General features: G+C 74.4%; 17 protein-coding genes and 2 tRNA genes. 12 read left to right on the top strand and 7 right to left on the bottom strand.

What is annotated here, in order from left to right:
* Nucleotides 1-36: 36 nt before the first annotated feature.
* Both ACI78U_RS11970 and ACI78U_RS11965 read right to left on the bottom strand, forming a co-directional pair.
* Complete coding sequence (locus ACI78U_RS11970; RefSeq protein WP_456875537.1) at nucleotides 37-366, bottom strand: putative quinol monooxygenase; 330 nt, start codon at nucleotides 364-366, stop codon at nucleotides 37-39.
* A gap of 25 nt (nucleotides 367-391) precedes the next feature.
* Nucleotides 392-772, bottom strand: a complete 381-nt coding sequence (locus ACI78U_RS11965; RefSeq protein WP_456875536.1) for a VOC family protein — start codon at nucleotides 770-772, stop codon at nucleotides 392-394.
* Nucleotides 773-826: 54 nt separating this feature from the next.
* Here ACI78U_RS11965 and ACI78U_RS11960 point away from each other — a divergent pair, with 54 nt between their 5' ends.
* From ACI78U_RS11960 to ACI78U_RS11915, 10 genes are all read left to right on the top strand, one after another.
* Nucleotides 827-1,639 (top strand): fumarylacetoacetate hydrolase family protein, encoded by an 813-nt coding sequence (locus ACI78U_RS11960; protein ID WP_456875535.1) that lies wholly within the window; start codon nucleotides 827-829, stop codon nucleotides 1,637-1,639.
* The gene (gene gltX, locus ACI78U_RS11955) at nucleotides 1,636-3,105 is read left to right on the top strand and encodes a glutamate--tRNA ligase (RefSeq protein WP_456875534.1); all 1,470 of its coding nucleotides are present in this window, start codon (nucleotides 1,636-1,638) and stop codon (nucleotides 3,103-3,105) included. The genes ACI78U_RS11960 and gltX overlap by 4 nt, the downstream gene beginning before the upstream one ends.
* Nucleotides 3,102-4,355, top strand: a complete 1,254-nt coding sequence (locus tag ACI78U_RS11950; protein WP_456875533.1) for a CPBP family intramembrane glutamic endopeptidase — start codon at nucleotides 3,102-3,104, stop codon at nucleotides 4,353-4,355. Before gltX ends, ACI78U_RS11950 begins: the two co-directional genes overlap by 4 nt.
* 62 nt (nucleotides 4,356-4,417) lie before the next feature.
* Nucleotides 4,418-4,489: transfer RNA gene (locus ACI78U_RS11945), tRNA-Gln, on the top strand.
* Between the two features lie 50 nt (nucleotides 4,490-4,539).
* A tRNA-Glu gene (locus ACI78U_RS11940) sits at nucleotides 4,540-4,612 on the top strand.
* 132 nt (nucleotides 4,613-4,744) lie between these two features.
* A complete protein-coding gene (galT, locus tag ACI78U_RS11935) occupies nucleotides 4,745-5,851 on the top strand; it encodes a galactose-1-phosphate uridylyltransferase (RefSeq protein WP_456875532.1) in 1,107 nt (368 codons plus the stop codon).
* Nucleotides 5,848-7,011 carry a galactokinase gene (gene galK / locus ACI78U_RS11930; protein WP_456875531.1) on the top strand — a complete coding sequence of 388 codons (1,164 nt, stop codon included), beginning with the start codon at nucleotides 5,848-5,850 and terminating at the stop codon, nucleotides 7,009-7,011. Before galT ends, galK begins: the two co-directional genes overlap by 4 nt.
* Before the next feature lie 22 nt (nucleotides 7,012-7,033).
* Nucleotides 7,034-8,716 carry a sodium:solute symporter family protein gene (locus ACI78U_RS11925; protein WP_456875530.1) on the top strand — a complete coding sequence of 561 codons (1,683 nt, stop codon included), beginning with the start codon at nucleotides 7,034-7,036 and terminating at the stop codon, nucleotides 8,714-8,716.
* 16 nt (nucleotides 8,717-8,732) lie between these two features.
* The gene (locus ACI78U_RS11920) at nucleotides 8,733-9,047 is read left to right on the top strand and encodes a hypothetical protein (RefSeq protein ID WP_456875529.1); all 315 of its coding nucleotides are present in this window, start codon (nucleotides 8,733-8,735) and stop codon (nucleotides 9,045-9,047) included.
* 87 nt (nucleotides 9,048-9,134) lie between these two features.
* On the top strand, nucleotides 9,135-9,719 hold the full coding sequence (locus ACI78U_RS11915) for a helix-turn-helix transcriptional regulator (RefSeq protein WP_456875528.1): 585 nt from the start codon (nucleotides 9,135-9,137) through the stop codon (nucleotides 9,717-9,719).
* On the opposite strand, the gene ACI78U_RS11910 is transcribed toward ACI78U_RS11915, so the two are convergent.
* Together ACI78U_RS11910 and ACI78U_RS11905 are read right to left on the bottom strand one after the other, a co-directional pair.
* Nucleotides 9,700-10,809, bottom strand: coding sequence for a molybdopterin-dependent oxidoreductase (locus ACI78U_RS11910; RefSeq protein WP_456875527.1), 1,110 nt, complete (start codon nucleotides 10,807-10,809; stop codon nucleotides 9,700-9,702). The two genes, ACI78U_RS11915 and ACI78U_RS11910, sit on opposite strands and share 20 nt — an antisense overlap.
* A gap of 42 nt (nucleotides 10,810-10,851) precedes the next feature.
* A complete protein-coding gene (locus ACI78U_RS11905; protein WP_456875526.1) occupies nucleotides 10,852-11,535 on the bottom strand; it encodes an IclR family transcriptional regulator in 684 nt (227 codons plus the stop codon).
* Between the two features lie 81 nt (nucleotides 11,536-11,616).
* Between ACI78U_RS11905 and leuC the strand changes: the two genes are divergently transcribed.
* Nucleotides 11,617-13,044 (top strand): 3-isopropylmalate dehydratase large subunit, encoded by a 1,428-nt coding sequence (leuC, locus tag ACI78U_RS11900; RefSeq protein ID WP_456875525.1) that lies wholly within the window; start codon nucleotides 11,617-11,619, stop codon nucleotides 13,042-13,044.
* A 1-nt stretch (nucleotide 13,045) separates the two neighbouring features.
* Nucleotides 13,046-13,651, top strand: a complete 606-nt coding sequence (gene leuD / locus ACI78U_RS11895) for a 3-isopropylmalate dehydratase small subunit (protein WP_456875524.1) — start codon at nucleotides 13,046-13,048, stop codon at nucleotides 13,649-13,651.
* Here the strand turns inward: leuD and ACI78U_RS11890 are convergent.
* Genes ACI78U_RS11890 through cofC form a run of 3 tightly spaced genes read right to left on the bottom strand, consistent with a single transcriptional unit; the run spans nucleotide 13,648 to nucleotide 17,365 of the window.
* Nucleotides 13,648-14,583: an NUDIX hydrolase gene (locus ACI78U_RS11890; protein WP_456875523.1), complete on the bottom strand. Its 936-nt coding sequence runs from the start codon at nucleotides 14,581-14,583 to the stop codon at nucleotides 13,648-13,650. The genes leuD and ACI78U_RS11890 overlap by 4 nt on opposite strands.
* The gene (locus tag ACI78U_RS11885) at nucleotides 14,573-16,681 is read right to left on the bottom strand and encodes an RNA degradosome polyphosphate kinase (RefSeq protein WP_456875522.1); all 2,109 of its coding nucleotides are present in this window, start codon (nucleotides 16,679-16,681) and stop codon (nucleotides 14,573-14,575) included. Before ACI78U_RS11885 ends, ACI78U_RS11890 begins: the two co-directional genes overlap by 11 nt.
* A gap of 45 nt (nucleotides 16,682-16,726) precedes the next feature.
* Complete coding sequence (gene cofC / locus ACI78U_RS11880; RefSeq protein WP_456875521.1) at nucleotides 16,727-17,365, bottom strand: 2-phospho-L-lactate guanylyltransferase; 639 nt, start codon at nucleotides 17,363-17,365, stop codon at nucleotides 16,727-16,729.
* Nucleotides 17,366-17,408 lie beyond the last annotated feature (43 nt).

The following is a 17,408-nucleotide window of genomic DNA, read 5'->3' as shown; positions in this document are numbered from 1 at the left end:
GGTGCACCCCTGCGCACGCTGTCGCCACCGGCGACGTCAGCTGCGCGGCTTGACCTCGCCCATCGGGCCGAAGCCGCTGACCTCCGGCGCGTCGACGTAGATGATCTCCGGCTGCTCGGCGACCAGTTCCGACATCCAGTCGAAGGCGGCCTTGGCGTGCGGGGTGGCCACGTGCGAGGCGCCGGCCTCGGAGTCCCGGAAGCCCTCGATGCAGACGAAGGTGTTCGGGTCGAGCACGCTCCGCGACCACTCGAAGAACAGGCTGCCCTCCTCCGCGTTCACCGCCACCGCGTACTCGTCGGCGTGCGCCCGGAACTCGTCGATCCGGTCGGGGCGGACGGGGAACTTGATGACGATCAGGATCACGGGGTCCTCCTGTGGTCGAAGCGGGTCACAGCGGGTCGAGCCGGCGACGCAGCAGGCAGAACGGGTTGCCCTCCGGGTCGGCGAGCACGTGCCAGCTCTCCTCACCGGTCTGCCCGACGTCGGCCCGGGTCGCGCCGAGGTCGAGCAGCCGCTGCAGCTCGGCGTCCTGGTCGCGGTCGGTGGCGTTGACGTCGAGGTGCAGCCGCGGCTTCGCCGGCTCCCAGTGGTCGACGGGTGTGAACACCAGGGTGGGGGCCGGACCGCCGAAGCCGGCCTCCGGGCCGATCTCGACGGCGCCGTCCTCGTCGCGGCCGAGGACCCGGTAGCCGAGCACCTCCGCCCACCAGGCGGCCAGCGCCTCGGGGTCGCGGCTGTCGACGACGATCTCGCTCAGGCGGCAGGCCACAGGGGCACCGTAGGCGGGACGGCCGGTCGGCGCGGGGTCAGTAGCCTCGACGGCGTGCGCATCGTCCGCTTCGCCTCGCCCTCGGGCCTGTCCTTCGGCGTCCTCGACGGCGACGGCCAGGTCGCCCAGATCGAGGGTCACCCGTTCGCCACCCTCTCCTTCACCGGCCGGCGCTTCGCCCAGGCCGACGTCCGGCTGCTCTCCCCGATCCTGCCGAGCAAGGTGGTCTGCGTCGGGAAGAACTACGCCGAGCACGTCCGGGAGATGAACACGGGGGACGCCCCGGAGCGGCCGATGCTGTTCCTCAAGCCCTCGACCTCGGTGATCGGCCCGGGCGACGCCATCCGCATCCCGGCCGGCAGCACCAACGTGCACCACGAGGTCGAGCTCGCCGTCGTCATCGGCGGCAGCGGCGCCCGCAACCTCACCCCGGAGCAGGTCCCCGGCAGCGTCTTCGGCTACACGATCGGCAACGACGTCACCGAGCGGGACATGCAGAAGGCCGACGGGCAGTGGACCCGGGCCAAGGGCTTCGACTCGTTCTGCCCGCTGGGCCCCTGGATCGAGACCGACCTGCGCGGCCTGGGCAAGGACCCGGCCGACCTGGAGATCACCTGCACCGTCGACGGCGAGCAGCGCCAGGCCGGCCGCACCAGCCAGCTGCTCTTCGACGTCCCGACGCTGGTCTCCTACATCTCCCAGGTCATGACCCTGCTGCCCGGCGACGTCGTCCTCACCGGCACCCCGGCCGGCGTCGGCCCGATCCGGCCCGGCCAGCGGGTCGAGTGCGCGGTGGAGGGGCTGGGCTCGCTGGTCAACGGCGTCAGCGGCGCCGACACCGTCTCCACCGCGGGCGGTGCCCGGTGACGGTCACCCGCTTCTGCCCCTCGCCGACCGGCCTGGTGCACGTCGGCGCCATGCGGACGGCGCTGTTCAACTGGGCGCACGCCCGGCACACCGGCGGCACGTTCGTCTTCCGCATCGAGGACACCGACGCCGCCCGCGACTCCGAGGAGTCCTACCGGCACCTGCTCGACTGCATGCGCTGGCTCGGGCTGGACTGGGACGAGGGCCCCGAGGTCGGCGGCCCGCACGGCCCGTACCGGCAGTCCGAGCGGCACGAGGTGTACCGCGAGGTCGCCGCCGAGCTGCTCGAGGCCGGGCACGCCTACGAGTCCTTCTCCACCAACGAGGAGGTCGACGCGCGGCGCCGGGCGGCCGGGCAGGACCCCAAGCTCGGCTACGACAACGCCGACCGCTTCCTCACCGACGCGCAGAAGGCGGCCTTCCGCGCCGAGGGCCGCGAGCCGGTGCTGCGGCTGCGGATGCCCGACACCGACCTCGCCTGGACCGACCTCGTCCGCGGCGAGGTGCGCTTCGCCGCCGGGTCGGTGCCCGACTTCGTGCTGCTGCGCGGCAACGGCGTGCCGCTCTACCCGTTCACCAACCCCGTCGACGACGCCCTCATGGGCGTCACCGACGTGCTGCGCGGCGAGGACCTGCTGCCCTCCACGCCGCGGCAGATCGCGCTGTACCAGGCGCTCACCGACGTCGGCGTCGCCGCCGGGACGCCGCGGTTCGGGCACCTGCCGCTGGTCTTCGGCGAGGGCAACAAGAAGCTGTCCAAGCGCGATCCGCAGTCGAACTTCGACGTCTACCGCGAGCGCGGCTTCCTGCCCGAGGGGCTGGTCAACTACCTGGCGCTGCTCGGCTGGGCCATCGCCGACGACCGCGACGTCTTCAGCCCGCAGGAGATGGTGACGGCCTTCGACGTCACCCGGGTCAGCGCCAACCCCGCGCGCTTCGACCTGAAGAAGGCCGAGGCGATCAACGCCACCCACGTGCGCGCGCTGCCGGTCGAGGACTACGTCGCCCGCGTGGTGCCCTTCCTCGCCGGTGCGGGCCTGGTCAGCGACCCGCCGACACCGGAGCAGGACCGGGTGCTGCGCGCCATCGCACCGATGGCGCAGGAGCGCACGGTAGTCCTCTCCGACGCCGTCGGCCTGCTGGGCTTCCTGTTCACCGAGGACGTCGAGATCGATCCCGCGGCGGCCGCGAAGAACCTGCGCCCGGAGGACAGCGACGTGCTCGACGCCGCGGCCGCCGCGCTGCGCGACCTGGCGGAGTGGACGACGCCGGGGATCGAGCAGGCGCTCAAGGATGCACTGGTCGAGGGCCTGGGCCGCAAGCCGCGCCAGGCGTTCGGGCCGGTGCGGGTGGCGGTCAGCGGCCGCACGGTGTCCCCGCCGCTCTACGAGTCGATCGAGCTGCTCGGCCGGGACCGCACGGTGCGCCGCCTCGAGGGCGCCCGCGCGGTCGCCACCGGCGGATGAGCACCCCGCCCGGCGGGTTCCCCGGGGGGCCGTGGCCCGGCGACCCGGGCGAGGAGCCCTACACCGGCCCGCCGCCCACCGGGCCCTACGGGGCGCCGCCGCGGGTGCCCGGGGCGCTCGGCGCGGGAGTGCCGCCCTGGGCCGCCCCGGGGCCCGGCGCGCCCGCCGGCCCGGTGCCGTGGCCGCTGGGGCCGGTGCCGCTGCCGCCGGGCCACGCCTGGCCCGCCCCGCCCCCGCCGGGGCCGCACGGTCCGCCGTGGCCCGCGCCGCCGGGCGCGCTCCCGCCCGGGGTCGCGCTGGCGCCGCCGCCGGGCACCCCGCCGCACGACGTGCCGGTGCCCTACCTGCTGGTCATGCGCGCGCGGGACTGGGCGTGGTGGCGGCCGCTGCTGGGGCTGCTGCTGTTCACCGTGGCCTACGCCGTCGCGGCGTTCGTCGTCGTCCTGCTGGTGCTGCTGACCGGCGTCGAGCCCGACCTGCAGCTGCTCGACCTCGTCGACCCGGGCGTGCTGCTCATCACCAACCTCTCGCTCATCGTCGCGATCCCCATCGTCTGGCTGCTGTGGGTGGTCGCCCACGGCATGCGGCCGGGCTGGTCGTCGTCGGTGCTGGCGCGGGTGCGCTGGCGGCTGTTCGTGCCCATGACCGTGCTGGCGCTGGTCACGCTCGGGATCGGGATCGCGCTGTCGGTGGGGCTGGGCTTCGCGTTCGGCGAGACCGAGGTCACCGGCCCGGTCGACGACCTGGCCTGGCTGCTGCTGGTGGTGGTGCTCACCACACCGCTGCAGTCGGCCGCCGAGGAGTACGTGTTCCGCGGCTACCTCAGCCAGGCGATCGCCGGGTGGATGGGCAACCCGCGCACCGGCGCGGTCACCGCCGCGGTGGTCACCGCCGCGCTGTTCTCGCTGGCGCACGCGCCCGGCGACGTCGTCACCTTCCTCGACCGGTTCGTCTTCGGCCTGGCCGCGTCGGCCGTGGTGTGGCTGACCGGCGGCCTGGAGGCGGCGATCGTCCTGCACGCGGTCAACAACGTGCTGGTGTTCCTGCTGGCCGGGACGCTGGGCGACGGCGTCGCCACCGAGGAGGTCCCGGCCGGCGTCGGCCTGGTGTCGCTGCTGCTCACGCTGCTGGCGATGGGTGCCTACGTGACGGCGGTGGCGCGTTCGCGCACGCGGCTGCGCCCGGAGGTGCTCACCGACGCCCGGGACCTGCGCGTGCCGGCCGGCGACCCGCGGGTCCGGGGGTGGTGACACGTGCGTCCGGGAGGTCGGGTATCGTCTTCTCCGGCGCCGCGAGGTGCCGGCCAAGACCTTGGGGTATGGGGTAATTGGCAGCCCGACGGATTCTGGCTCCGTTAGTCTAGGTTCGAGTCCTGGTACCCCAGCGAGGAAGCACCACCTCCTCAGCACGACCTGCACGACAGCACCACCGCACGGCCCCGTCGTCTAGCGGCCCAGGACGCCGCCCTCTCACGGCGGTAGCGAGGGTTCGAATCCCTTCGGGGCTACAGCGCGAGCGAGAGCCCCCGGCCACCCGGCCGGGGGCTCTCGGCGTTCCTGGCCCCGAGTGGCCCATGATCGCCGGGGGGCATAGCGTTCCCGGGGCCCCTCCTCCTCGGGCCGCGAACGGAGGTCGCAGGGTGATCCGAACCTCTCGCCGGCTGGCCGACGGTCGCGAGATCCTCTACTACGACGCCGACGGCAGCGTCCCCGCCAAGGGCGCCCACGACGCCGAGGACACACGGGACCTCCCGCCGGTCAGCACCCGCTCGCAGCTGCGCTGGGACGCGCTGCTGGGGGAGTGGGTGGTGGTCGCCGCCCACCGGCAGACCCGCACGTTCCTGCCGCCGGCCGACCAGTGCCCGCTGGACCCCTCGCGGCCGGGGCGGCCCACCGAGGTCCCTGACAGCGACTACCAGGTCGTCGTCTTCGAGAACCGCTTCCCGTCGCTGGCCACCGCCGTCGACACCGACGTCGAGCCGACCGCGCCCGGCGGCCCGCTGACCGAGCTGCGCCCCGGTTTCGGCCGCACCGAGGTGGTGCTGTTCACCAGCGACCACGACCAGCACTTCGCCGGCCTCGGTCAGGAACGGGCGCGGCTGGTGGTCGACGTGTGGGCGGAGCGCACCGCCGAGCTCGGCGCGCTCGACGGCGTCGAGCAGGTGTTCTGCTTCGAGAACTCCGGCGAGGAGATCGGGGTGACGCTGTCGCACCCGCACGGGCAGATCTACGCCTACCCCTTCGTCACGCCGCGGGTGGAGAAGGTGCTCGCCTCGGTGCGCCGGCACCGGGAGGCCACCGGCGGCGACCTGTTCGCCGAGCTGGTCGAGGCCGAGCGCACCGGCCCGCGCGTGGTGGCGGCCAACGACTCCTGGGTGGCCTTCGTGCCCGCCGCGGCCCGCTGGCCCTACGAGGTGCTGCTGTTCCCCACCCGCCGGGTGCCCGACCTGCCCGCCCTCGACGACGCCGAGCGCGACGACCTCGCCGCCCTCTACCTCGACGTGCTGGGCCGCTTCGCGCACCGCTTCGACACCCCGATGCCCTACATCGCCGCGTGGAACCAGGCGCCGGTGCGGACCGGGCGGGAGGACTGGTGGCTGCACCTGCAGCTGTTCTCGCTGCGCCGCGCCCCGGGCAAGCTCAAGTACCTGGCGGGCTCGGAGTCGGGCATGGGCGCCTTCATCACCGACACCAACCCCGAGGACGTCGCCGAGCAGCTGCGCGCCGTGAAGGTGACAGCCGAGTGAGCGGGGTCCCCACCGACGCCGAGGCCGCCGCCCGCGCCGCCGACGCCTTCACCGGCCGCTTCGGCACCGCACCCGAGGGCGTCTGGGCCGCGCCCGGCCGGGTCAACGTCATCGGCGAGCACACCGACTACAACGGCGGGCACGTGCTGCCGGTCGCCCTGCCGCACACCACCCGCGCCGCGGTCGCCCGCCGCGACGACGGCCGGTTGGTCCTCACCTCCGCCCAGCACCCGGGCGCCGACGCCGACGTGGCGGTCGCCGACCTCACCCCGGGCACCCCCGGCGGCTGGGCCGGCTACCCGGCCGGCGTCGTCGAGCAGGTGCGGGCGTCCGTGCCGGGCGGGCTGAGCCTGTTCGTCGACGGCGACGTGCCGGCCGGTGCCGGGCTGTCCTCCTCGGCCGCGCTCGAGTGCGCGGTCGCCCTGGCGGTGAGCGACCTGTTCGGCCTGGGGCTGCGCCCCGACGACCTGGTCGACGTCGCCCGGCGGGCCGAGAACGACTTCGTCGGCGCGCCCACCGGCATCCTCGACCAGTCCGCGTCGGTGCTGTGCACCGCCGGCCACGCGCTGCACCTCGACACCCGCGACCGCACCTGGCAGCAGGTGCCGCTCGACCTGGAGGCCGCCGGCCTCGCGCTGCTCGTCGTCGACTCCGGCACCACCCACGACCACGCCGAGAGCGGCTACGGCGATCGCCGCCGGCAGTGCGAGGAGGCCGCCCGGCGGCTGGGCGTCGAGCTGCTGTGCGACGTGCGCGACGTGGCCGGCCTGGCCGCGCTCGACGACGGCACCGCGGAGGGGGAGGTGCTGCTGCGCCGGGCCCGCCACGTCGTCACCGAGGACGCCCGCGTGGCCGAGGTGGTGGACCTGCTGCGCGGCGGCGCCGACCCGCGCGCCATCGGCCCGGTGCTCACCGCCGGGCACGCCTCCCTGCGCGACGACTTCGAGGTGTCGGTCCCCGAGCTCGACACGGTCGTCGAGGTGGCCCTGGACGCCGGCGCCCACGGCGCCCGGATGGTCGGCGGCGGCTTCGGCGGCAGCGCCGTCGCGCTGGTCGACGCCGGGTCCGTGGACGCCGTCGGCACGGCCGTGGCCGAGCGCGCCGGCGCCCCCCGCTCCTACGCCGTGGTCCCCTCCGCGGGGGCGCGGCGCCTGCTGTGACCGATCCGGACTGGAGGTCCTGGTGGACGACCTGAGACTGGACGCGTCGTTCGTCGACTACCTGCTGGTGGCCGCCTACTTCGCCGTCGTGCTGATGATCGGCTTCGCCGCCCGCAGACGGGTGTCCGACAGCCTGGACTTCTTCCTCTCCGGCCGGTCGCTGCCGGCGTGGGTCACCGGCCTGGCGTTCATCTCGGCCAACCTGGGCGCGGTCGAGATCGTCGGCATGTCGGCCAACGGGGCCCAGTACGGCATGAGCACCATGCACTACTTCTGGATCGGCGCGGTCCCGGCCATGCTGTTCCTGGGCGTGGTGATGATGCCCTTCTACTACGGGTCGAAGGTCCGCAGCGTCCCGGAGTTCATGCGCCGCCGGTTCGGCACCGGCGCCCACCTGGTCAACGCGCTCAGCTTCGCGATCGCGCAGATCCTCATCGCCGGCATCAACCTCTTCCTGCTGGCCACGATCGTGGAGGCGCTGCTGGGCTGGCCGCTGTGGCTCGCGCTCATCGTCGCGGCCGCGGTGGTGCTCAGCTACATCACCCTCGGCGGGCTGTCGGCGGCCATCTACAACGAGGTCCTGCAGTTCTTCGTCATCGTCGCCGCGCTGCTGCCCCTGACCCTCATCGGCCTGAGCCGCGTCGGCGGCGTCGACGGGCTGATCGACTCCTACAACGACGCGGGCCGCGCCGAGGAGCTCACCTCGTGGCCGGCCACGGAGCTGTCGGGCATCGAGAGCCCCGTCCTGTCGGTGATCGGCATCGTCTTCGGCCTCGGGTTCGTGCTGTCGTTCGGCTACTGGACGACGAACTTCGTCGAGGTCCAGCGGGCGATGGCGACCAAGTCGATGTCCGCGGCGCGCAGCACGCCGGTCATCGGGTCCTTCCCGAAGATGTTCGTGCCGTTCATCGTGGTCATCCCCGGCATGATCGCCACGATCCTGGTGCCGGAGGTGGTCGAGGCCCGGGCCACCGCCGACCCGGAGTTCGACTACAACAACTCGATCCTGCTGCTCATCCGCGACACGCTGCCCAACGGTCTGCTCGGCGTGGCCCTGGCCGGGCTCCTGGCGGCGTTCATGGCCGGCATGGCGGCCAACATCTCCGCCTTCAACACCGTCTTCAGCTACGACCTGTGGCAGCAGTACGTGGTGAAGGACCGGCCCGACGGCTACTACCTCGCCATCGGCCGGTGGGCGACCGTCGGCGCGACCGTGGCCGCCATCGGGACGGCGATCATCGCGTCGGGCTACACGAACCTGATGGACTACCTGCAGACGCTGTTCGGGTTCTTCAACGCCCCGCTGTTCGCCACGTTCATCCTCGGCATGTTCTGGAAGCGGATGACGCCGACCGCCGGCTGGGCGGGCCTGGTGTCGGGCACGCTCGCCGCGGTCGCCGTCGCCTTCCTCAGCGAGGACGCGTTCGGCACGGTCTCCCTCGGCGTGCTCCCGCTCAGCGGCCAGGGCGCCAGCTTCGTCGCCGCCAGCGCCGCGTTCGTCGTCGACATCCTGGTGAGCGTGGTGGTCAGCCAGGTGACCGCGCCCAAGCCGGTGGCCCAGCTGGCCGGGCTGGTCTACTCCGAGACGCCCAAGGAGCAGCGCACCGACCCCGACGCGCACCGGCTGCCCTGGTACCAGTCGCCGACCAAGCTGGCCGGGATCGCGCTGGTCATGGTCATCATCCTCAACGTGATCTTCCGCTGACGTCAGGAGCACGGTCATGAGCAGCAGCACCTCCCGCACCGGCGGGTCGCCGCACGCGGCCGGCGCGTTCGACGTCCGCAACGTGATCGCCGTCCTGATCGGTTTCTACGGCCTCGTGCTGGTCGTCATGGGCCTGTTCGCCGACTCGGGGACCGAGCAGGAGAAGACCGGCGACGTCAACGCCAACCTGTGGGCGGGGCTCGCGATGCTGGTCTTCGCCGCCGCGTTCGCGCTGTGGTCGCGGCTGCGACCGATCGTCGTCGAGGCCCCGCCGGACCGGCAGGACCCCGAGGACGACGGCACCGGGCGGACCGCCCCGCACGGCCACTGAGCGGGGCGGCGTCTCAGCAGAACGGCCCAGCACCAGCGCGGGCCCCAGGTCGCAGGAAGGCTCGAACCCGACGGCACCCGGCTCGTCGTGCGGCCCGAGCTCACGCCGGAGCTCAACCCCGAGCACGACCGCTTCTGGCAGCTGTTCTGGTCCTCGATGTGCAGCTGGCCACAGCGCACCGGCGACCTGCGCAGCGTGATCCACAGCGGCGACCTGTTCCCCACCGAGCGCGCCTGGCGGGCCGACCCGATGAGTGCGGAGTGCCTGGCCGACGTCACCGCCGAGCTGATGGTGTCGCTGCCCGCGCCGCCGGGGGAGGCCCGCCGGCTGCTGTTCACGCGAGCCGACGGGACCCCGTTCACCGAGCGGGACCGGCGGCTGCTCGAGCTCGCCCGCCCGCACGTCCAGGAGCTCTTCCTGCCGGGCGAACGGCGGCGGGCCGGAGTGCCCCGGCTGACGCGGCGGGAGTGGGAGGTGCTGGCCATGACCGGTGCCGGGCTGTCCACGGACGACATCGCCGCCGCGCTCTGGATCGCCCGCGGGACGGTGCGCAAGCACGCCGAGCGCATCCGCGAGAAGTGCGGGACGCACACGCTCGCCGAGGCGGCCGCGCGAGCGCTCCCGCACGCCCCGCGGCCCGTGCTCGACGGGGTCAGCCGTCCAGGACGGTGACCGGCATCCGCTGGACGAGGTTGTTGGCCATGCCCTGGCGGTTCCAGGGCTGCTCGACCGGCTGGGCGCCCTGCTCGTCGGCCGCCCGCACCACCAGCTCGTGGGCGCCGGGGCGGGCGTCCCAGGTGCAGGTCCAGGCCCGCCAGGCGTGGGGGTGCGCGGGGTCGGCGGGGGCGAGGTCGGCCGGCGCCCACGTCACGCCCCCGTCGGTGCTGACCTCCACGCCGGTCACCGGCGCGCGGCCCGACCAGGCCCGCCCGGTGAGCGTCACCGGACCGGGGCGCAGGAACCGCTCGCGGGTCATGAAGTCGGGGAAGCCGGGCGGGGCCAGCAGCGCCCGCGGCGCGATCCGGGTGACCGGCACGCCGGCCTCCTGCGCATCGACCTTCACCCGGTAGGCGACGGCGTTCTGGAAGCCGTCGAACGGGCGGTCGAGCACCTCGACGCGGGTCAGCCACTTCACGTGCGCCATGCCGTACCAGCCCGGGACCAGCAGCCGCAGCGGAGCGCCGTGCTGCGGCGGCAACGGGGCGCCGTTCATGGCCCACACCAGCAGGACGTCGGGACGCAGCGCCTCGGCCAGCGGCAGGCCGCGGGTGTAGTCCTGCTCCACCCCACGCTCGACGCCGTGGTCGGCACCGGTGAAGGCGACGTCGACCGCGCCGGGCGAGACGCCGGTCTCCTCGAGCAGCGGCGCGAGCGGCGTCCCGGTCCACTCGGCGCTGCCGACCGCCTCGAGCAGCCAGGGCTGGCTCACCGGCCGCGGCTCCAGCCGGGCCCGGCCGTTGCCGGCGCACTCGAGCAGCACCCGCGAGGTGACCGCCGGCCGGCGGCGCAGGTCGTCGAGGTCCAGCCGCAGCGGCCGCTCGACCGCGCCGGTGACCTCCAGCGACCAGCCGCCCGGGTCGACGGCGGGGATGTCGTAGTGGGTGAGCACGTAGTGCAGGCCGGGCGGCGTCACGTCGTAGCGCAGCGCCTCCAGCGGCATGCCGTGGTTGCGGGTGGCCAGCGCGAGCTCGTCGAGGCCGATGCCCTCCCCGGTCCCGGCGATGCGGGCGCGGCCGCGGTGGACCGGCTCCGTCGTCGTCATGCCCGGGGAGTGTCCGCCCCATCGGGCCGTCGGTGAACCCCCTCAGGAGGCGGCGCGGGCGATCGCCGCCGCCGTCTCCAGCACCGCGCCGACCACCTCGGGGCTGGGCCGGCGGCCCAGCCGCTCGACCGGGCCGGAGATCGACACCGCGCCCAGCACCGCGCCGGCCGGGTCCCGCACCGGCGCCGACAGCGAGGCCACCCCGGCCTCGCGCTCGGCGACGCTGTGCGCCCACCCGCGACGGCGGACGTCGAGCAGCGTGCGGGCGGTGAAGCTGGCGCTCGGCAGCAGCGGGGTGACCTCCTCGGCCGGCGCGAAGGCCAGCAGCGCGTGCGCCGCCGACCCCGCCGTCATGGGCAGCCGCGCGCCGACCGGGACGGTGTCGCGCAGGCCGTGCGCCCGCTCGGCCACGGCCACGCACACCCGCGAGCCGCCCTCGCGCACGTAGAACTGGGCGCTCTCGCCGCTGGCGTCGCGCAGCGCCACCAGGTGCCGACCGGCCACCTGGGCGAGGTCGACGCTGCCGTGGCTGAGCTCGACCAGCGCCGGGCCCGGCGCCCAGGCGCCCGCCGGTGTCCGCCGCAGCAGCCGGTGGCCCTCCAGCGCGACGGCGAGGCGGTGGGTCGTCGCCCGCGGCAGCCCGGTCCGGCCGACGAGGTCGGCGAGCGAGGCCGGCTCGTGCGCGACGGCGCGGAGGATCGCCACGGCTTTGTCCAACACGGCCACCGGGTTAGGCTGTCCCACACCGCGATACTCCCATCTCACGACGTGGGATGGCCACCGTGGGACCACCCACCTGGAGGACCCGTGCCGAAGACGCTGGCGGAGAAGGTCTACGACGCGCACGTCGTGCGCCGTGCCGAGGGCGAGCCCGACCTGCTCTACATCGACCTGCACCTGGTGCACGAGGTCACCAGCCCGCAGGCCTTCGACGGGCTGCGCACGGCCGGCCGCCCCGTCCGCCGTCCCGAGCTCACCATGGCCACCGAGGACCACAATGTCCCGACGCTGGACGTGCTCGCGCCGATCGCCGACCCGGTGAGCCGCGCGCAGGTCGAGGCGCTGCGGGCCAACGCCGCGGAGTTCGGCATCCGGCTGGCCCCCATGGGCGACCGCGACCAGGGCATCGTGCACGTCATCGGCCCGCAGTTGGGGCTCACCCAGCCCGGGATGACCATCGTCTGCGGCGACAGCCACACCTCCACCCACGGCGCCTTCGGCGCGCTGGCCTTCGGCATCGGCACCAGCGAGGTCGAGCACGTGCTGGCCACCCAGACGCTGCCGCAGAACCGGCCCCGGCAGATGGCGGTCACCGTCGAGGGCGAGCTGCCCGAGGGCGTCTCGGCGAAGGACGTCATCCTCGCCGTCATCGCCCGGATCGGGACCAACGGCGCCGCCGGCCACGTCATCGAGTACCGCGGCAGCGCCATCCGGGCGCTGTCGATGGAGGCGCGGATGACGATCTGCAACATGTCGATCGAGGCCGGTGCCCGCGCCGGGCTCATCGCCCCCGACGAGACGACGCTGGCCTACCTGCGGGGCCGTCCGCACGCCCCGCAGGGCGCCGACTGGGACGCCGCCGTCGAGCACTGGCGCTCGCTGCACACCGACGAGGGCGCCGTCTTCGACACCGAGGTCGTCATCGACGCCGCGGACCTGGCGCCGTTCGTCACCTGGGGCACCAACCCCGGCCAGGGCCTGCCGATCACCGGCCAGGTGCCCGACCCGGCCTCGTTCGCCGACGACAACGAGCGGCGCGCCGCCGAGCAGGCGCTGGCCTACATGGGCCTGACCCCGGGCACCCCGCTGCGGGAGATCGAGGTGGACACCGTCTTCCTCGGCTCGTGCACCAACGGCCGCATCGAGGACCTGCGGGTCGCCGCCGAGCTGCTGCGCGGCCGGCGCATCGACCCGGACACCCGGATGCTCGTCGTCCCCGGGTCGATCGGGGTCAAGGCGCAGGCCGAGGCCGAGGGCCTGGACCGGGTGTTCACCGAGGCCGGGGCCGAGTGGCGCGGCGCGGGGTGCTCGATGTGCCTGGGCATGAACCCCGACCAGCTGAAGCCGGGGGAGCGCTCGGCCTCGACCAGCAACCGCAACTTCCAGGGCCGGCAGGGCAAGGGCGGGCGCACCCACCTGGTGTCCCCGTCGGTGGCCGCGGCCACCGCGCTCACCGGGCGGCTCACCGCCCCGGCCGACCTGCAGCCCGCCGACCTCACCAGCGCCGGAGTCTGAGATGCAGCCCTTCACCACGCACACCGGCACCGCGGCCCCGCTGCGGCGCAGCGCCGTCGACACCGACCAGATCATCCCGGCCGAGTACCTCAAGCGGATCACCCGCACCGGCTTCGAGGACGGCCTGTTCGTCGCCTGGCGCACCAACGAGCCGGACTTCGTGCTTAACCAGCCGCAGTACGCCGACGCCTCGATCCTGGTCGCCGGCCCCGACTTCGGCACCGGCTCCTCCCGCGAGCACGCGGTGTGGGCCCTGCTCGACGGCGGCTTCCGGGTGGTGGTCAGCTCGCGGTTCGCCGACATCTTCAAGAACAACTCGACCAAGTCCGGCCTGCTCACCGTCGTCCTCCCGCAGGCCGACGTCGAGGCGCTGTGGCAGGTGGTCGAGGCCGACCCGGCGACCCCGGTCACCGTCGACCTGCAGGCCCGCCGGGTCACCTACGGCGACACGTCGGTGCCGTTCGAGATCGACGACTACACCCGCTGGCGGCTGCTCGAGGGGCTCGACGACGTCGGGCTCACCGAGCGGCACCTGGCCGACGTCGAGGCCTACGAGGCCCGCCGCCCGTCCTGGCTGCCCCGCGCGCTCCCCGCGCTGCCCGCCTAGCCGGGGGCGTCGGGGTCGGCGCCGAGGTCGCGGTAGTAGTCGGCCGACACCTGCCCGGGTGAGCCCCCGAGCGCCCAGACGCTGCCCTTGGCCGCGGGCGGGGGCACCTCGGTGCCCCCGAAGCGCACGCCCAGGGACACCAGCGCCGACGGGATCGCCCCGCCCTGGCTGCACACCACCCGCACGCCCGGGGTGTCGTCGTCCCCGCGCTCCAGCAGCCTGGAGAGCGCGGCCAGCCCCGCCTCCGGGTCGGAGTCGTACTCCTCCTCGCCGACCTCCGGCAGCGGCCGGATCTCCAGCCCGGTCCGCTCGGCGAGCGGTTCCAGCGTCTGCCGGCAGCGCACCCGCTCGGCGCTGTACAGCTCCAGCGGGCCGAACAGCGGCAGCACCGCGGCCAGCTGCGCGGCCTGCCGCCGGCCCTGGGCGTCGAGCGGGCGCTCCTCGTCGGGCCCGTCCCAGTTCTTGCGGCTGCCGGCCTTGGCGTGCCGCACCAGCAGCAGCGACGGCGCCCGCGGGACGTCGTCGCGGGCGAGGTCGACGAGCACCGCGCGGTCGTGGGCGTGGGTGACCAGCGCCGCGGCGTCGTCCACCGGCAGCCAGCGCAGCTCGTCGACCTCGTCGCCGGGCTCGAACGTCTTGCCGCCCACCGCCTGCATCAGCCAGTAGTCGACGTGCTTGGGGCCCGCGGCCACCTCGTAGTGGGTGCGCACGCTGCGCCGGCCGGCCACCACCTCCAGCGCGGTCTCCTCGCACACCTCGCGGACCGCGGCGGCCAGCGCGTTCTCCCCGGCGTCGAGCTTGCCCTTGGGCAGCGACCAGTCGTCGTAGCGCGGGCGGTGGACGACGACGGTCTCGATGCCCCCGCCCTCGGCCGGGCGCCACACCGCGCCCCCGGCCGCCGCGACGACGGTCCGCGTCCGCTCAGCCGGCATGCTCGGTCACCGCCTCGACCAGTGCGGCCTGGTAGTCGACCTCGCCGGTGCGGGCCCAGGCGCCGTCGGGACCCAGCTCCCAGCACTGCACGCCCGGTGCCATGGCGGCGTCGAACACCCGCCCGAGCTCGCGCTGCGCGGGGTCGTCGCACACCCGCAGCAGCACCTCCACCCGCCGGTCGAGGTTGCGGTGCATGAGGTCGGCGCTGCCGATCCACCACTCCGGCTCGCCGCCGTTGACGAACGCCATGACCCGCGAGTGCTCGAGGAAGCGGCCGACGACCGAGCGGACCCGCACGTTCTCCGACAGCCCGGGCACGCCGGGGCGCAGGGTGCAGATGCCGCGGATGAACAGCTCCACCGGCACGCCGGCGCGCGAGGCCTCGTAGAGCGCGTCGATGATCCGCTCGTCGACCAGCGAGTTGACCTTGATCCGGATGCCGGCCGGCCGGCCCTGGGCCGCGTGCCGGGCCTCGCGGCGGATCTTCTCGACCAGCCCCGTGCGGATGCCGTGCGGGGCCACCATCAGCTGCCGGTAGGTGGTCTGGCGGGAGTACCCGGTGAGCACGTTGAACAGGTCGGTGAGGTCGGCGCCCACCCGCGGGTCGGCGGTGAGGATGCCCAGGTCCTCGTACAGCCGCGCCGTCTTGGGGTTGTAGTTGCCGGTGCCGATGTGGCAGTAGCGGCGGATCACGCCGCTCTCCCGCCGCACGACCAGCGCCGTCTTGCAGTGCGTCTTCAGGCCCACCAGGCCGTAGACGACGTGGCAGCCGGCCCGCTCCAGCGACCGGGCCCAGCTGATGTTGGCCTCCTCGTCGAACCGCGCCTTGATCTCGACGAGGACGACCACCTGCTTGCCGAGCTCCGCGGCGGTGATCAGCGCGTTGACGATGGGGGAGTCGCCGGAGGTGCGGTAGAGCGTCTGCTTGATCGCCAGCACGTGCGGGTCCTCGGCGGCCTGCTCGATGAAGCGCTGCACGCTGGTGGCGAACGAGTGGTACGGGTGGTGCACCAGGACGTCGCCCTCCCGCAGCGTGGCGAACACGCTCTTGGGCGTCTCGCCCTCCGACAGCCGCGGGTGGGTGGCCGGCACGAACGGCTCGTCCTTGAGCTCCGGACGGTCGATGTCGTACAGCGCCCACAGCGAGGCCAGGTCGAGCAGTCCGGGCACGGTGACGACGTCCTGCGGGCTGACCTCGAGCTCGGAGACGAGGACGTCGAGGATCTGCGGGTCCATCGTCTCGGTGACCTCGAGCCGGACCGCGGGCCCGAACCGGCGGCGGGCGAGCTCGCGCTCGAGGGCCTGCAGGAGGTCCTCGTCGCGGTCCTCCTCGACCTCGAGGTCGGCGTTGCGGGTGACCCGGAACAGGTGGTGGTCGATGACGTCGAGACCGGGGAACAGCTGCGACAGGTGCGCGGCGATGAGGTCCTCGAGCGGCAGGAACGTCGCCTGCGGGTCGGCCGACCCCACCGGCACGAACCGCGGCACGTTGTTGGGCACCTTGAGCCGGGCGAACCGCGGCGCGCCGGTCTCGGGGTCGCGCACCACGACGGCGAGGTTGAGCGACAGGCCGCTGATGTAGGGGAACGGGTGGGCCGGGTCGACCGCCAGCGGGGTGAGCACCGGGAACACCTGGTCGCGGAAGTACTCGCGCAGCCGCCGGGTCTCGGTCTCGGCGAGGTCGTCCCAGTGGACGATCCGGATGCCCTCGGCCTCCAGCCGCGGCGTGACGTCCTGCTCGAAGCACACCGCGTGCCGGTGCACCAGCTCCTGGGTGCGCTCGGTGACCCGGGCCAGCTGCTCGCGGATGGTCAGCCCGTCGGGGGAGCGGACGGTCAGCCCGGTGCTCAGCCGCCGCTTCAGCCCGGCGATGCGCACCATGTAGAACTCGTCGAGGTTGCCCGCGAAGATCGCCAGGAACTTGACCCGCTCGAGCAACGGCAGCGACACGTCCTCCGCCAGCTCGAGCACCCGGGCGTTGAAGTCGAGCCACGACAGCTCGCGGTTGAGGAAGCGGTCGGGCGGCAGGGCCGCGCCGGCCTCCGGCGCGGCGGGGCGCTCGGGCCCGGCGATCGGGGAGGTCGTCTCGGCTACCACGACGTCATCGTGCCCCACGCGGGTGAACGACGAGGGGCGCCGGACTCAGGCCGCCGGCCGGGGCAGTCGCGGGAGCAGGGCCGCCGTCGCCGTCCCGAGGCCGAGCCCCGCGGCCTCGCGCAGGTCGGCCGGGGTGTCGACGTCGCGGCGCAGCCCCGGCCAGTCCCCGGTCAGCGCCCGCGCCCCCGAGGCGGCGTGCGCGGCGGCCGAGCCGCGGCCGAAGCGCGGGTCCAGCGGCACGCCGACCGCGCTGAGCAGCGTCGTGCCGGTCGCGGCCGCGTCGGCGACGAACCCCCGCGGGACGGCGGCGGCCGCCGCGAGCGCGCCGGCCAGCTCCCCGGGCCGCAGCGCCGGCAGGTCGGAGGAGAGGGCGGCGACGGCGGCCGACCCGGTGGCCCGCGCGCCGTGCGCCAGCGCCGGGTTGAGCCCGCGGTCGGGCTCGTCGGGCACGGTCCGCGCCCCCAGCACCCGCACCGTGGCCGCGGCGCGCTCGTCGTCGGTGACCACCACGACGTCGGTCACCGCCGGGCAGGCCAGCGCCGCCGCGACGGTGTCGGCGAGCAGCGCCAGCACGAGCTCGGCGTGCAGGCCGGGCCCGCCGGCCCGGTCGCCGCCAGTCAGGGGCGCCAGGCGGGTCTTGGCCGCGCCGAGCCGCTTCGCCGGGACGACCAGGGACCACCGCACGGCCCCATGTGAGCACACCACGGACGACGCGGGACCCCCGGTG

The organism is Geodermatophilus sp. SYSU D00710, assembly GCF_054050195.1.
This window is presented reverse-complemented; position numbering and strand designations above follow the sequence as displayed.

What these genes read in the sequence shown, in the direction of transcription:
- ACI78U_RS11950 (WP_456875533.1), top strand. Translation starts at nt 3,102, where the DNA reads ATGAGCACCCCGCCCGGCGGGTTCCCCGGGGGGCCGTGGCCCGGCGAC.
- ACI78U_RS11890 (WP_456875523.1), bottom strand. Translation starts at nt 14,583, where the DNA reads ATGCCGGCTGAGCGGACGCGGACCGTCGTCGCGGCGGCCGGGGGCGCG.
- ACI78U_RS11910 (WP_456875527.1), bottom strand. Translation starts at nt 10,809, where the DNA reads ATGACGACGACGGAGCCGGTCCACCGCGGCCGCGCCCGCATCGCCGGG.
- leuD (WP_456875524.1), top strand. Translation starts at nt 13,046, where the DNA reads ATGCAGCCCTTCACCACGCACACCGGCACCGCGGCCCCGCTGCGGCGC.
- ACI78U_RS11920 (WP_456875529.1), top strand. Translation starts at nt 8,733, where the DNA reads ATGAGCAGCAGCACCTCCCGCACCGGCGGGTCGCCGCACGCGGCCGGC.